The following is a 13,850-nucleotide window of genomic DNA, read 5'->3' as shown; positions in this document are numbered from 1 at the left end:
CGCGACCATCACGGCGTCCGCCTCCTGACATCTGTCATGGCGAGGTCCTGACGTGCGGACGGGGTACGGAGGCCGGCACCGGACGATGCTCGGAGCATGAACCAGACCAGCACCGTCCCCCAGCAGGGGACGCCCGGGCACGACGCCGGGCCCGACGCGGTCCACCTCGAGCAGGTGCGCCGTTCGTTCGGCGACGTCGAGGCCGTCCGTGGCATCGACCTGACCGTCCGTCCGGGCGAGGTCGTCGCCTTCCTCGGCCCGAACGGGGCCGGCAAGACCACCACGATCGACATGATCCTCGGCCTCAGCAGGCCCACGTCCGGGTCGGTCCAGGTCCTGGGCCGCGATCCGCGCGACGCCGTCGCCAACGGGCTGGTGGCGGCCGTCATGCAGAGCGGTGGACTGCTGAAGGACCTCACCGTCGTGGAGACCGTCCGGTACGTGAAGAGCCTCTTCACCCACACGCGTCCGGTCGACGACGTGCTCGAACGGGCCGGGATCACCGGCCTGGCCGACCGCACGGTCGGACTCTGCTCGGGCGGTGAGCAGCAACGGCTGCGATTCGCGCTGGCGCTGCTCAGCGACCCCGAGCTGCTGCTGCTCGACGAGCCGACCACCGGGATGGACGTGGAAGGCCGTCGCGCGTTCTGGAACGCGATCCGCGACGACGCCCGCCACGGCCGCACCGTCATGTTCGCCACGCACTACCTGGAGGAGGCCGACGCCTACGCCGACCGCATCGTGCTCGTGAGCCGCGGCCGGATCGTTGCCGACGGCACCGCCGCACAGATCAAGGCACGGGCAGCCGGTCGCACCGTCCGCGCCACCTGCTCCGACCTCGACGACGCCGCCATCGCGCAGATCACCGCGCTCACCGGCGTCGAGGGTGTCGACCTGCGCGGCGAGACGCTGATCGTGCACGGCACCGACACCGACGCCGTGGCTCGTCACCTGCTCACCCGCACCGACGCGCACGACCTCGAGATCGTCGCGCGCGGCCTGGAGGACGCCTTCGTCGCCCTCACCGCCGACCCCGCCGGCGAACCGCTCGCCACCTCGTCCGACAGGAGCCTCGCATGAGCAGCACCGTCCCCACCCTCGACCAGTCCGTCGGCGCGAGCGTCGACCAGCGCCGCGTCCCGCGGCTCGGCGGCTTCAACACCACGCTGTTCGGGCTCGAGCTGCGCAGGATGCTGCGCAACAAGCGCACCCTCTTCTTCACGCTGCTGTTCCCGCCGGCGCTGCTCTTCGCGTTCGGCAGCGGCAGCGACATGAACGAGAGCGTGGGCCACGGCAACGTCTCGGCGTACATCATGGTCTCGATGGCCTTGTACGGCGCGGCGATCACGACGGCCGTGGCCGGCTCGTCGGTCGCCCTCGAGCGTGCGGTCGGATGGTCGCGCCAGCTGCGCCTGACCCCGCTGCACCCGATGGCCTACATCGCCACGAAGGCGCTCTGCGCGCTCGCGCTGGGTGCGCTCGCGGTCGGCGCGGTCAACGTGGCCGGCATCGCCCAGGGCAACGCCGACATGTCCGTCGCCCGGTGGGTCGCCTGCGCGGTCCTCGCCCTGCTGTGCTCGTCGGTGTTCGCCGCGCTGGGGCTGTTCGTCGGCTACGTGGTCCCGGGCGAGAACGCGATGCAGGTGCTCGGCCCCGGCCTGGCCGTGCTGGCCTTCCTCGGCAACGTGTTCATCCCGATCTCCGAAGGCACCGTCATGTGGCACGTGGCGTCCCTGACCCCGATGTTCGGCGTGGCCGAGATCAGCCGGGCGCCGCTGACCGGTGAGCTGCCCTGGTACGCCGTCGTCAACGCCCTCGTCTGGGTCAGCGTCTTCGTCGCCGGCGCGGCATGGCGGATGAGCAAGGACACGGGGCGCGTGTGAGTCGTACGCTGCCCGACGTGAGCACCACCGAGACCCAGCAGTCCACCCCGGGACGGCTGGGTCCGTGGTTCGCGCTGGTGTGGTTGTTCTTCCTGGGCGACCCGCTCCTCGCGGCCTGGGACCGACGCGACGAGCTCGCCGGCGTGGTCGGGTTGGTCGTCACCGTCGCCTTCGCCGCGCTGTACATGCTCACGTGGGTGCGGGTGCGCCGTGAGCGCTGGCTGACCCGGGGGACGTCGGAGGTGGTCGGCCGGTCGGCCCTCGTCCTGTTCGGGGGCCTGGTCGTGCTCGCCGGTCTCGACATCGCGCTGCTCGGCGAGGTCGGCCTGACCTGCGTGGTCTACGTCGCGATCTCCGCCGTCGTGCTCTTCCCCGGACGCATCGCCCTCGGCGTCGTCCTGGTGTGCGTGGTCGGGTCCCTCGGGCTGGGTGCCGTCGAGGACTGGGGCAGCCAGGCGGGCGTCGCGTTCGGCACGCTGGCGGGGTCGGTCGCCATCTTCGGCCTGCGGGCGCTGCTCGGCCGCAACGCCGACCTGCTCGTCGCGCAGCAGGAGAACGCCGAGCTCGCCGTGGAGAACGAGCGCAGCCGGTTCGCGCGCGACCTGCACGACATCCTCGGCCACTCGCTCACCGTCATCACCGTGAAGGCCGAGCTGGCCCGACGTCTGCTCGAGTCCGGCGACGCGGACGACCGTGACCGGGCCCGGGCCGAGGTGGCCGACCTGGAACGGCTCGGCCGCGACGCCCTGGCCGACGTGCGCCGTGCCGTGGAGGGGTACCGCGAGATCACGCTCCCCGGCGAGATCTCCCGCGCCCGCGAGGCGCTGCGGGCCGCCGGCGTCGAGGCGCACCTGCCGGGCACGGTCGAGGAGGTGTCCACCGAGCTGCGCGACCTGTTCGCCTGGACCGTGCGCGAAGGGGTCACGAACGTGGTGCGGCACGCCGACGCCCGCGCGTGCGTGGTCACGGTGGATGCCACGTCGGTCGAGGTGCGCGACGACGGCCAGGGACTGGCGTCCGCGCCGTCCGGCGACGGCCACGGACTCGCCGGGCTGCGGGAGCGCGCCGCGGAGGCCGGGGCCACCCTGGTGCTGCGCGACCTCGGGCCCGGGCTCAGCCTGCGCGTCGTCGCGGGAGGCGAGCGATGATCAGGATCCTGCTGGCCGACGACCAGGCCCTCGTGCGTGGAGCCCTCGCGGCGTTGCTCGACCTCGAGAAGGACCTGGAGGTCGTCGCGCAGGTCGGGTCGGGCGCCGACGTGCTGGCCGCCGTCCGCGAGCACGCCCCCGACGTCGCCCTCCTCGACATCGAGATGCCGGGTCTCGACGGCATCGAGGCCACCCGCGGCGTCGTCGCCGAGACCGCGACGCGCGTGCTGGTGGTCACCACCTTCGGACGGCCGGGCTACCTGCGCCGGGCGCTGCAGGCCGGCGCGTCCGGGTTCGTGGTGAAGGACGTCCCCGCGACGCAGCTGGCCGACGCCGTGCGCCGCGTGCACGCCGGGCTGAGGGTCGTGGACCCGACGCTGGCCGCCGACAGCCTGGTCAGCGGGGACTCACCCCTCACCGAGCGCGAGACGGAGGTGCTGCGGGAGGCGCGCGACGGCGCCAGCGTGGCCGCGATCGCCGCGCGGCTGCACCTGTCGCAGGGCACGGTGCGCAACCACCTGTCCGCCACCATCGGCAAGACCGGTGCGGCCAACCGGGCCGAGGCCGTGCGGGAGGCGGAGCGGCAAGGCTGGCTCTGACGGCCCCCAGCCGCGCTACCGTGTCCCGATCCGACGAGGAGGGGGTCAGTCGTGCAGGTCCGCAACGCCACGACCGAGGACCGGGCGTGGATCCACGAGCTCCGCCACCGGGTCTACGCCGAGGAGCTGGGCCAGCACCCGGTCAACGCCGACGGCGTGCTCGTCGACGCGCTCGACGGTCGCAACGTCTACCTGGTGGCCGCCGACGCCGACGGTCCCGTCGGGTTCGTCAGCCTCACGCCGCCCTGGGCGGGCAGCTTCGGTCTCGACAAGTACCTGACGCGCGCCGAGCTGCCGCTGCTCGAGGAACCCGACGTGTTCGAGGTCCGCATCCTCACCGTCGAGCCCGGGCATCGCTCGGCCGGGGTGGCCACGTTGCTCATGTACGCCGCGATGCGCTGGATCGCCGGCCGGGCCGGGCGCACCATCGTCGCGATGGGGCGCGACGACCTGCTGGGCCTGTACCGCGGCGTGGGTCTGGAGCCGACCGGCCGCGTCATCACGAGCGGGACGGTGCGCTTCGAGGTGATGACCGCGTCCGTGGCCGACCTGACGGCGCTCGCGCTCGGTCCGTTCGCGTCGCTGGTGCAGCAGTGGCACGACGAGGTCGACTGGCAGGTGGACACGCCGTTCGCGCCGCGCGCCGACGGGTGCGAGCACGGCGGTGCCTCGTTCGGCGCGATCGGCACCAACTTCCGCACGCTCGAGCGGCGACGCGAGGTGGTCGTGGCCGACGTCCTCGACGCGTGGTTCCCGCCGTCGCCCCACGCCCAGGCCGCGCTCACCGAGGACGTCGCCTGGATGACCCGCAGCTCACCGCCCACCGACGCCGGCGGGCTGATCGACGCGATCGCCGAGGCACGCGACCTCCCGGTCGAGTCGCTCGCCGTCGGGGCGGGCTCGTCGGACCTGGTCTTCCGCGCCTTCGGCCACTGGCTGACGCGCGACAGCCGGGTGCTCCTGGTCGACCCCGGCTACGGGGAGTACGCCCACGTGACGGAGCGGGTCGTCGGCTGCCGGGTCGACCGGTTCCGGCTGCACCACGCCGAGGGGTGGCGCCTCGACACCGAGCGGCTCGCCGCGACGGTGCGCGACGGGGCGTACGACCTCGTGGTCGTGGTGAACCCGAACAACCCGACCGGCCGGCACGCGCCGGCCGCCGAGCTGCGCGCCGCGATCGAGGCGTCGCCCGAGACGACGCGCTGGTGGGTCGACGAGGCCTACGTCGGCTACGTCGGCCTGCGCGAGTCGCTGGCGCCGTTCGCCGCCACCGACCCGCGCCTCGTGGTGTGCACGTCGATGTCGAAGATGTACGCGCTGTCGGGTGTGCGTGCGGCCTACCTGGTCGCCGAGCCCGGTGTGGCCGCGACGATGCGACGTCTCACCCCGCCCTGGCAGGTCGGCCTGCCCGCCCAGCTGGCGGCGGTCGCCGCGCTGCGCGACGTCGACCACTACCCGCCGCTGTGGCAGCGCACCCACGACCTGCGCGCGGCGCTGGTGGCCGACCTCGCCGTCCTCGACGAGGTGGAGGTCGAGTCGTCGGTCGCCAACTTCGTGTGCCTGCGCCTGCCGGCCGACGGTCCCAGCGCCGCGCGGTTCGTCGAGCAGTGTCGCCGGGACGACGTGTACCTCCGCGACCTGTCGCCGCTCTCGCCGTCGTACGAGGGTCGGACGGTGCGCATCGCCGTGCGCGAGGAGGCCGAGAACGCGCGGATCGTCGCGGCCTGCGTGCGGGCCCTGGAGGTCCTGCGCCCGTCGGTGCGGGCGGGCGCCCCCTGATGGTCGACGTCGTCGAGGTCGCCCCGTGGATCGGGGGCCTCATCGCGGTGGCCGGGCTCGCGATCGCGGTGTCGGGTCGGCGGGACCTGCTGCGCCGGTGGTGCCTGTGGGCGGTGGCGGTGCCGATCGTCCTGGCGCTCTTCTGGTGGGGCGAGCCCGGCCTGGCGCTGCTCGCCGTGGTGGTCGTGGTGGTGGCCGCGCTGGAGCTGGGCGCCATGCTCGACGTCCCGCGGCCCGACCGGCTGGTGCCCGCCGCCGCGCTCGTCGCGGTCGTGCTGACCGCCTGGCTCGCGCCCGAGCACGTCGTCCAGGTGGCGGGAGGTGGAGCCCTCGCCGTCGTCGCCGTGCCGGTCCTCACCGGCGACGTCGAGCACGGGCTGCGCAGGGTCCTGGCCGGGCTGCTCGGCCTGGCGTGGCTGGTCCCCCTGGCCGGGCTCGGGTCGCTCGGCACCACGGCGCTCGCCCTGTTCGTGGCGGTGTCGGTGGCCGACGTCGTCGCCTACTTCGCCGGCCCCCTGCTGAAGGGTCCGCGCCTCTCGCGCCTCTCCCCGGGGAAGCGGTGGAGCGGGACCCTCGCAGGATCACTCGCCGCGGTGGCCGCCCTGGCCGCGTTCGGTGCCCTCACCTGGCCGACCGCGGTCGCGGCAGCGGTGGGCGGACCGGTGGGTGACCTGTTCGAGTCCATGGTCAAGCGCGGCGCGAAGGTGAAGGACTCCGGCACGATGATGGCCGGTGCCGGCGGGCTGCTCGACCGCATCGACTCACTGCTGATGGCCCTGGCCGTCGTGCTGGTGCTGGGCTGATGCGGGGCTGATCCGGCGCTGGGCCGACCCTCGGGCACACTGGACCGACCCCGACGAGAGGACCACCCATGGCCGTCGATCCCACCGGCTCCGACCTCAAGGCGTTCCTGGCCGACGACGACGGTCGGCCGGTCACCATGCTCAACCTGCTGCGCTTCGCCCCCGGCGGCCGCGAGCTCTACGCCGAGTACTCCCGTGCCGTCGTCTCGACCTTCCTTCCGCGGGTCGGCGGTGAGGTCGTGTACGCCGGCCAGGGCCACGCAGCGCTCGTCGCGGAGGACGGTCAGGCCTGGGACGCCGTCCTCCTGGTCCGCTACCCCTCGCGCGCGGCCTTCGCCCGCATGGTGGCCGACCCGGAGTACCAGGAGGTCACCCACCTGCGCACCGAGGCGCTCACCGAGGCCGTGCTGCAGCCGACCTCGGCGTGGGGCTGACGGACCGGCTCAGGCCTCGTCCTCGCCGTCGGCCGACGTGAGGCCGGCCTTGACGATGTAGACGATGAGGGCCGACGAGATCACGAGGAAGCCCAGGACCCACAGCGGCGCCCACTTCTGCGTGGGCTCGTCCTCGACCTCGGTGATGGTCACGTCGTCCTGGGGGCTGCCGGAGGCACCGGCCGACGCCGAGGGCTCCGGGGCGCCCGCGTCGGCACTCAGCGTGAAGCCGACCTGGCCGCTCACGGCGTGGCCGTCGGCCGAGACGACGCGGTAGACGAGCCGGTAGGCGCCGGGCTGGGCGTCGGCGGTGCGCACGCCCACGAGGACCCGACGTCCGGCCACGGTCACCTCGCCGTCGTCGAGCCGGGTGCCCGAGGAGTCGAGCACGCGCAAGACCGCGCCACTGCCGATCTCCTCGTTCAACGTCACCGAGACGGTCTGCGGCAGCGCGCTCAGGGTGGCGCCGTCGGCAGGGTCGGACGACTCGACGGACGCGTGCGCGAGGGCCGGCGTCGGCACGGCGAGCAGCGCGAGGGTCGCGACGAGACCGAGGACGAACGAGCGCACGGGCTACCTCCAGGAGCGGCGACAGGAACAGGGTCGGCTACGACGCACTGTAGTAGCGCTCGCCTGAGCGCCGGGACGCAGTGCCGCTCCTCGTCGGTGGGTCGAGGGTGGCGGATCAGCGCCGTTCGTCGCTATCATCGTCACATGGCGATGAAGCATCATCCGTCCGACGGCCACGTCACCCGGCGGACCGGAGCGGGCGCGCGCACCCACGAGCTGCACCGGCACGCCGACCTCGACGACGGGACCGAGGCGAACGACCTCGTCGCCCGGCTGCTCCACGGCTTCGCCGACCCCGGTCGGCTGCGGATCCTCGAGCACCTCCGGCTCGGCGAGCACCGCGTGGTCGAGCTGACCGCCCACCTGGGGCTCGCCCAGTCCACGGTCTCGGCCCACCTCGCGTGCCTGCGCGACTGCGGCCTGCTCGACGTGCGCCACGAGGGCCGCTCGTCGTACTACCGGCTGGCCCACCCGGAGGCCACCGAGGCGCTCCTGCGGGCGAGCAGCCTGCTGCTCGACCGCACCGTCGGCGGAGCCCCGGGCCCCGACGCGACCGAGCCGACCGGAGTGGCCTGATGGGCCACGGCCACGCGCACGGTCACGCCGGGGGACCCGCCAGCGGTCGGCACCGCGGGCGGCTGACCGTGGTGTTCGTCCTCATCGCCACGTTCTTCGTCGTCGAGCTCGTCTACGGCATCCTCGCGTCGTCCCTCGCCCTGCTGTCCGACGCCGGTCACATGGCCGCCGACGTCGTCACGCTCGGTGCCGCGCTCGCCGCCACCAAGGTCGCCACCCGGCCCGACACGACCGGACGACGGACGTTCGGCTCCTACCGCGCCGAGGTCTTCGCGTCGGGGTTCGCCGTGCTCGTCATGCTCGGGGTCTCCGTCTACGTCGTGGTCGAGGCGCTGGCCCGGGTCGGCTCCACGGTCGACGTCCAGACCCGGCCGATGATCGTCGTCGGGACCCTCGGGCTGGTGGTCAACGTCGTCGCCCTCGGGATGCTGCGCGCCGGCGCCGGTGAGTCGCTCGTGATGCGCGGCGCCTATCTCGAGGTCGTCGCCGACACCGCCGGCTCCGTCGGCGTCGTGGTGGCGGGCGTCCTCGTGGCCACCACCGGACAGACCGGGTGGGACGCCGGCGTCGCGCTGGCCATCGGGGCGTTCGTGGCCGTGCGGGCGGTGCTGCTCGGCCGCCAGGTCCTCGCCGTGCTCGGCCAGCACGCCCCCGAGGGCCTCGACGTGGACGAGGTGGCCACCGACCTGCAGGCCATCGCGGGCGTCGGCGACGTGCACGACCTGCACGTCTGGGTGCTCACCTCCGGCATGAACGTGGCCACCGCCCACCTCGTGGCCGACGGCAGCGCCGACGTCGACGTGATCCTCGCCGAGGCCAGAGCCGCGCTGCGCGACCGGCACGACGTCGAGCACGCGACCCTGCAGGTCGAGGGCGCCCGCGCCCCGGAGTGCCACAGCGTCGACTGGTGAGTCCGTGCCACGCTGGTGGGTACCGCCCGCGAGCCGAAGCCAGGAGGTCTGCCGTGCCGATCTACCGCGCCGTCCTCGACGGCCACGTGGTCGCGGAGAGCGACGCGACGGTCGCGGTCGAGGGGAACCGGTACTTCCCGCTCGACGCCATCGGGCCTGGTGTGCTCGAGCCGACCTGGATGCGGTCGCTCTGCTACTGGAAGGGTGTCGCCCGCTACTTCCACGTGACGGCCGGCGGCCGTACTGTGCGCCACGCGGCCTGGACCTACCGGCACCCGTCCCCGCTGGCCCGGCGGATCAAGGGACACGTGGCGTTCTGGCCCGGCGACGTGCAGGTCGAGGTCGTCGACGGGACCTGAGCTTCAGTGTCAGGGCCAGGGGTTCTTCACGCAGCCCTGCAGGCCCTTGGTCTGCTGCAGCATGACGGGTGCCTTCGCGCCGGGCGCCGGGCAGCCGACGTGGTACTTGCCGAGGGCGTGCCCGACCTCGTGGTTCACGAGGTACGTGCGGTAGCCGCTCAGGTCGTCGCCGTAGTACTCGACGCCGAGCGCCCACCGCTTGACGTTGAGCACGACGCGCGAGCCGCTGCGGCACGAGACCTCGCCCCGGGTCAGCAGCGGGGCGCACAACCGGTCGACGGTGTCGGGGCTGGCCAGCATGACCTGGAAGTCTCCGCCGCCCTCGACCTGCTCGAAGGACCAGCCGTCGGAGCGCCAGCCGCGCTCGTCGCCCAGCACCTGGGCGACCTGGCGGGCGAAGCGAGCTGGGTCCTGGGGCAAGCCCTTCTCGACCTCGATCGAGTAGCGGCGGTTGCGCCCGGACCCGGCGCCTGCGACGTCGGCGACGGCAGCGGTGGTGAACGTGCCGTCACCGCTCTGTGGGAAGTCGGTCGGCTCCGGAGCGGGCGTGGTCCTCGTGGGGGTCGGCTTCGGTGCCGGGGTCAGCGTCGGCATGACCGCGTCGTCGGCCCACGACACGTTCGTGGCGGCCGCGGCGGCGGGTTCGTCCGACGAGGGGCGGACGGCGGCCAGCACCACCACGACGAGCGTGACGAGCACCGATCCACCGAGCGCTGCGGCCCGGCGGCGACGTCGACGCATGGCACGCTGCCTCGCCGCGCGGTGGCGACCCACGGCGGTGGAGCCCACGCGGCGCGAGGGGTCGGGCTCGCGCTCTGTCACCTGCACAGACTACGCGGAGCTACGCTGGCGACGACCGGTGACGCGACACGGCACGGTCACGACGAAGGGGTGGAGCAGCCCATGAGCAACACCGAGACATCGCCCGACGAGATGGTGTGCGGCGAGGACTCCGCGGCCGAGCTGCAGGTCCTCACCCCGCGCGACGTCCCGCTCGGCGGGCCGCGCGCCATGACCGTGCGCCGCACGCTGCCCCAGCGTCAGCGCTCCCTCATCGGCGCCTGGTGCTTCCTCGACCACTACGGGCCCGACGACGTGTCCGAGTCCGGCGGCATGGACGTGCCGCCCCACCCGCACACCGGGCTGCAGACCGTCAGCTGGTTGTTCTCGGGCACCATCGAGCACCGCGACAGCGCCGGGTTCCACGCCGACGTGCGCCCCGGCGAGCTCAACCTCATGACGTCGGGCCGCGGCATCAGCCACTCCGAGCGCTCCACGCGCGACACCACGGTGCTGCACGGTGCGCAGCTGTGGGTGGCACTGCCGCAGGAGGCACGCTTCGTCGACAAGACCTTCGAGCACTACGCCCCACCCACGCTCGAGGGCGGCACCGACGGAGGTGCTTGGCGGGCCCAGGTGTTCCTCGGAAGCCTGCTGGGATCCACGTCCCCGGTCTCCACCCACACCCCGCTGCTGGGAGCCGAGCTGCGCCTCGACGCCGGCACGGTGCTGGAGCTCGACGTCGACCCGACGTTCGAGCACGGCGTCCTCGTCGACACCGGCGCCGTCCTCGCCGACGCCGACCCGGTCGCGAAGGACGAGCTGGGCTACCTCGCCCCCGGCCGTGACCGCATCACGCTGCGCGCGAGCGAGGACAGCCGGGTGCTGCTCATCGGCGGGCCGCCGTTCGGCGAGCAGATCGTCATGTGGTGGAACTTCGTCGGACGCAGCCACGACGACGTGGTGGAGTACCGCGACGCGTGGATGGCCGAGATCGACGGCAAGGCCGCCGGTGCGTCGTCCGACGGTCCGTACGGCCTGCCCGAGGGCGACCCCGAGCGTGCGCTCCCCGCCCCCGAGCTGCCCAACGCCCGCATCAAGCCGCGCAGCTGAGGAGGACCCACCCATGGCACTCGAACCGATCGAGCACCGCGACGACCAGGGGCGGAGCGTCGTGGTGCGCCACGCGCCCGACCGCCACCGCTACGAGCTGGTCGACCCGACGCGGGACGATCTCGTCATCGGGCACACCGACTACCGGGAGCTCGGCGGAGAGGGTGTCCCCACGCACGGAACCGTCACGCACAGGGACTTCCTGCACACCGAGGTCGACGACGCCTACGGCGGGCGCGGCCTCGCGTCGGTGCTGGTGCGCTTCGCCCTCGACGACGTGCGCGACGACGGCCTGCGCATCGTGCCGCACTGCCCCTACGTCGCGGGCTGGATCCGCAAGCACGAGGGGACGTTCGACGACGTCGTCGACTGGCCCGCCTGAGGCGCGGCTCCGGTCTACGTCTCGGCGATCTCGCGCTCGACGTCGGCCATCGGTCGGCCGCGGAAGCGGCGGAAGCTGTAGACGATCGTGGCGAGCGCGATGAGCGCGGAGAAGATCAGCGTGGCGCCGGTGCCCCAGCCGCCGAGCAGCCACCAGGACTCGCGCAGCGGCCACCAGTCGGGCGCGGGCGGACGCAGCCCCCACACGACGCCGAGCCCTGCGAGCCAGACGACGCCGATCAGCGACAGCGCGATCCGCGGCCACGTCTGCACACCCTGCGCGGCCGTGCGCAGTGCCGCGTCCTTGACGGGTTCGACACGTCGTCGAGCCCACTCGTAGCGCTGCGACAGCAGGGCCAGGCCTCCGAACAGCAGCAGCAGGCCGGGGCCGGGCAGGAAGATCGCGGCGATGCCGAGCAGCACCATGATCCAGCCGAGCACCTCGAGCGCGAGGGCCTTGCCGTGGTGGAGGAGGCGCATGGAGTCCTTCCTGTCGTCGCTGGCCGGAGCGTAGCGGGTGGACCTGAACGACGCCCGCGGCCGGACGCGCTAGCGCTTGGTCATCGCCATCCGGACGAGGTAGATGACGGCCACGACCACGAGGATGAGCAGGACGATGCGCATGGAGGGCTCCTTCGCCCCGACACGTCGGTCGCGCCGGTGCCTGAACGGTAGACGGGTCCGGCTCGGTCTGCACGGCAGACGTCGCGCGGGACGGGGCCGAGCGGGGTGCCCATGCCTCCGCTAGCGTCGGCCGTGAGCCACGCCACCCCCCAGGAGGAACCCGATGCCGCAGACCGTCAAGGCCGTCGTCGCCCGCAGCAAGGGCGCACCCGTCACCGTCGAGAACATCGTCGTGCCCGACCCCGGGCCCGGTGAGGCCGTGGTCGCGATCCAGGCCTGCGGGGTGTGCCACACCGACCTGCACTACCGCGAGGGCGGCATCAACGACGAGTTCCCCTTCCTGCTCGGCCACGAGGCCGCGGGTGTCGTGGAGTCCGTCGGCGAGGGTGTCACCGAGGTGGCCCCGGGCGACTTCGTGGTGCTCAACTGGCGCGCCGTCTGCGGCGACTGCCGCGCGTGCCGGCGGGGTCGCCCGCAGTACTGCTTCGCCACCTTCAACGCCGAGCAGAAGATGACGCTAGAGGACGGCACCGAGCTGTCGCCCGCGCTCGGGATCGGCGCGTTCGCCGAGAAGACCCTCGTGGCCGCCGGCCAGTGCACCAAGGTCGACCCCGAGGCCGACCCGGCCGCCGTCGGCCTGCTCGGCTGTGGCGTGATGGCCGGCATCGGTGCCGCGATCAACACCGGCAACGTGGGTCGCGGCGACTCGGTGGCCGTCATCGGCTGCGGCGGCGTGGGCATCGCCGCGGTCGCCGGAGCGCGTCTGGCCGGAGCGGCCAAGATCATCGCCGTCGACCTCGACCCGCGCAAGCTCGAGCAGGCCACGGCCCTCGGCGCCACCCACACCGTGGACGCCTCGAAGGACGACGTGGTGGAGCGCATCCAGGAGCTCACCGACACCTTCGGCGCGGACGTCGTGATCGAGGCGGTCGGCCGTCCCGAGACCTGGGAGCAGGCCTTCTACGCCCGCGACCTCGCCGGCACCGTGGTCCTGGTCGGCGTCCCGACGCCGGACATGAAGGTCCCCGAGCTGCCGCTCATCGACGTGTTCGGCCGCGGCGGCTCGCTCAAGTCCAGCTGGTACGGCGACTGCCTGCCCAGCCGCGACTTCCCGATGCTCGTCGACCTGTACCGCCAGGGCCGGCTCGACCTCGACGCCTTCGTCACCGAGCGCATCGGCATCGACGACGTCGAGGCGGCGTTCGACAAGATGCACGGCGGCGACGTCCTGCGCTCGGTGGTGATGATCTGATGGCCGCACAGGTGACCAAGGTCGTCACGTCGGGGCAGTTCGCGCTCGACGGCGGCAGCTGGGACGTCGACAACAACGTGTGGATCGTCGGTGACGACAGCGAGGTCGTCGTCGTCGACGCACCGCACGACGCCGAGGCCATCGCCGCGGCGGTCGACGGTCGCACGGTGCGGGCCATCGTGCTCACGCACGGACACAACGACCACCTGAACGCCTCGGTGCAGCTGCGCGACCTCACCGGCGCCCCGATCTGGTTCCCGTCGGCCGACATGATGCTGTGGGAGGCCGAGCACGGCACCGACGTGCGACCGGACCACGACCTCACCGACGGCACGACCATCGAGGTGGCCGGCAGCACGTTGCGGGCCATCGCGACGCCCGGCCACTCCCCCGGCAGCACCTGCCTCTACAGCGAGGACCTCGGCGTCGTGTTCAGCGGTGACACGCTGTTCAACGGCGGGCCCGGTGCCACGGGACGCAGCTACTCCAGCTTCGACACGATCGTCGCGTCCATCCGCGACCACCTGCTGACGCTGCCCGACGACACCGTCGTGCACACGGGCCACGGTGACGACACGCGCATCGGCGACGAGGCGCCCCACCTGCAGGAGTGGATCGACCGGGGTCACTGAGCCTGT

The 13,850-nt window shown here is 73.1% G+C and carries 17 protein-coding genes; 14 read left to right on the top strand and 3 right to left on the bottom strand.

Annotated elements, in window-relative coordinates; all coding sequences use genetic code 11:
- Positions 1-96 precede the first annotated feature (96 nt).
- The 7 genes from NUV38_RS07780 to NUV38_RS07750 all read left to right on the top strand — a co-directional run bounded on the left by NUV38_RS07780 (position 97) and on the right by NUV38_RS07750 (position 6,646).
- Entirely contained in the window at positions 97-1,080 is a 984-nt protein-coding gene (locus NUV38_RS07780) for an ABC transporter ATP-binding protein (protein ID WP_257728581.1), read from the top strand.
- Positions 1,077-1,883: an ABC transporter permease gene (locus NUV38_RS07775; RefSeq protein ID WP_257728580.1), complete on the top strand. Its 807-nt coding sequence runs from the start codon at positions 1,077-1,079 to the stop codon at positions 1,881-1,883. The genes NUV38_RS07780 and NUV38_RS07775 overlap by 4 nt, the downstream gene beginning before the upstream one ends.
- Before the next feature lie 17 nt (positions 1,884-1,900).
- Positions 1,901-3,031, top strand: a complete 1,131-nt coding sequence (locus NUV38_RS07770; protein WP_257728579.1) for a sensor histidine kinase — start codon at positions 1,901-1,903, stop codon at positions 3,029-3,031.
- The gene (locus tag NUV38_RS07765; protein WP_257728578.1) at positions 3,028-3,630 is read left to right on the top strand and encodes a response regulator transcription factor; all 603 of its coding nucleotides are present in this window, start codon (positions 3,028-3,030) and stop codon (positions 3,628-3,630) included. The genes NUV38_RS07770 and NUV38_RS07765 overlap by 4 nt, the downstream gene beginning before the upstream one ends.
- Positions 3,631-3,681: 51 nt before the next feature.
- Entirely contained in the window at positions 3,682-5,409 is a 1,728-nt protein-coding gene (locus NUV38_RS07760) for an aminotransferase class I/II-fold pyridoxal phosphate-dependent enzyme (RefSeq protein ID WP_257728577.1), read from the top strand.
- Positions 5,409-6,212, top strand: a complete 804-nt coding sequence (locus NUV38_RS07755) for a phosphatidate cytidylyltransferase (protein WP_257728576.1) — start codon at positions 5,409-5,411, stop codon at positions 6,210-6,212. The genes NUV38_RS07760 and NUV38_RS07755 overlap by 1 nt, the downstream gene beginning before the upstream one ends.
- A 68-nt stretch (positions 6,213-6,280) precedes the next feature.
- Complete coding sequence (locus tag NUV38_RS07750) at positions 6,281-6,646, top strand: DUF1330 domain-containing protein (RefSeq protein WP_257728575.1); 366 nt, start codon at positions 6,281-6,283, stop codon at positions 6,644-6,646.
- Between the two features lie 9 nt (positions 6,647-6,655).
- On the opposite strand, the gene NUV38_RS07745 is transcribed toward NUV38_RS07750, so the two are convergent.
- A complete protein-coding gene (locus NUV38_RS07745; protein WP_257728574.1) occupies positions 6,656-7,216 on the bottom strand; it encodes a copper resistance CopC family protein in 561 nt (186 codons plus the stop codon).
- 144 nt (positions 7,217-7,360) lie between these two features.
- Between NUV38_RS07745 and NUV38_RS07740 the strand changes: the two genes are divergently transcribed.
- The 3 genes from NUV38_RS07740 to NUV38_RS07730 are packed head-to-tail and all read left to right on the top strand — an operon-like array spanning position 7,361 to position 9,062.
- Positions 7,361-7,792, top strand: a complete 432-nt coding sequence (locus NUV38_RS07740) for a metalloregulator ArsR/SmtB family transcription factor (RefSeq protein ID WP_257728573.1) — start codon at positions 7,361-7,363, stop codon at positions 7,790-7,792.
- Positions 7,792-8,703, top strand: a complete 912-nt coding sequence (locus NUV38_RS07735) for a cation diffusion facilitator family transporter (protein ID WP_257728572.1) — start codon at positions 7,792-7,794, stop codon at positions 8,701-8,703. Before NUV38_RS07740 ends, NUV38_RS07735 begins: the two co-directional genes overlap by 1 nt.
- Positions 8,704-8,756: 53 nt before the next feature.
- Positions 8,757-9,062 carry a DUF427 domain-containing protein gene (locus tag NUV38_RS07730; protein ID WP_257728571.1) on the top strand — a complete coding sequence of 102 codons (306 nt, stop codon included), beginning with the start codon at positions 8,757-8,759 and terminating at the stop codon, positions 9,060-9,062.
- A gap of 9 nt (positions 9,063-9,071) precedes the next feature.
- Here NUV38_RS07730 and NUV38_RS07725 read toward each other — a convergent pair whose 3' ends face one another.
- A complete protein-coding gene (locus NUV38_RS07725) occupies positions 9,072-9,884 on the bottom strand; it encodes a DUF3152 domain-containing protein (protein ID WP_257728570.1) in 813 nt (270 codons plus the stop codon).
- A gap of 81 nt (positions 9,885-9,965) precedes the next feature.
- On the opposite strand from NUV38_RS07725, the gene NUV38_RS07720 reads away from it, so the two are divergent.
- Positions 9,966-10,955, top strand: a complete 990-nt coding sequence (locus NUV38_RS07720; RefSeq protein ID WP_257728569.1) for a pirin family protein — start codon at positions 9,966-9,968, stop codon at positions 10,953-10,955.
- A 13-nt stretch (positions 10,956-10,968) separates the two neighbouring features.
- Positions 10,969-11,337 carry a GNAT family N-acetyltransferase gene (locus tag NUV38_RS07715; protein ID WP_257728568.1) on the top strand — a complete coding sequence of 123 codons (369 nt, stop codon included), beginning with the start codon at positions 10,969-10,971 and terminating at the stop codon, positions 11,335-11,337.
- Between the two features lie 14 nt (positions 11,338-11,351).
- Here the strand turns inward: NUV38_RS07715 and NUV38_RS07710 are convergent, their stop codons facing one another.
- Complete coding sequence (locus NUV38_RS07710) at positions 11,352-11,816, bottom strand: PGPGW domain-containing protein (RefSeq protein WP_257728567.1); 465 nt, start codon at positions 11,814-11,816, stop codon at positions 11,352-11,354.
- A 307-nt stretch (positions 11,817-12,123) separates the two neighbouring features.
- Here NUV38_RS07710 and NUV38_RS07705 point away from each other — a divergent pair, with 307 nt between their 5' ends.
- Both NUV38_RS07705 and NUV38_RS07700 read left to right on the top strand, forming a co-directional pair.
- Positions 12,124-13,212 carry an S-(hydroxymethyl)mycothiol dehydrogenase gene (locus NUV38_RS07705; RefSeq protein ID WP_257728566.1) on the top strand — a complete coding sequence of 363 codons (1,089 nt, stop codon included), beginning with the start codon at positions 12,124-12,126 and terminating at the stop codon, positions 13,210-13,212.
- A complete protein-coding gene (locus tag NUV38_RS07700; RefSeq protein ID WP_257728565.1) occupies positions 13,212-13,844 on the top strand; it encodes an MBL fold metallo-hydrolase in 633 nt (210 codons plus the stop codon). Before NUV38_RS07705 ends, NUV38_RS07700 begins: the two co-directional genes overlap by 1 nt.
- The last annotated feature ends 6 nt before the right edge of the window (positions 13,845-13,850 follow it).

It is taken from the genome of Aeromicrobium sp. 50.2.37 (genome assembly GCF_024655735.1).
Classification (GTDB): Bacteria; Actinomycetota; Actinomycetes; order Propionibacteriales; family Nocardioidaceae; genus Aeromicrobium.
The sequence above is the reverse complement of the archived record's forward strand: the minus strand, read 5'-3'. Positions and strand labels throughout refer to the sequence as shown.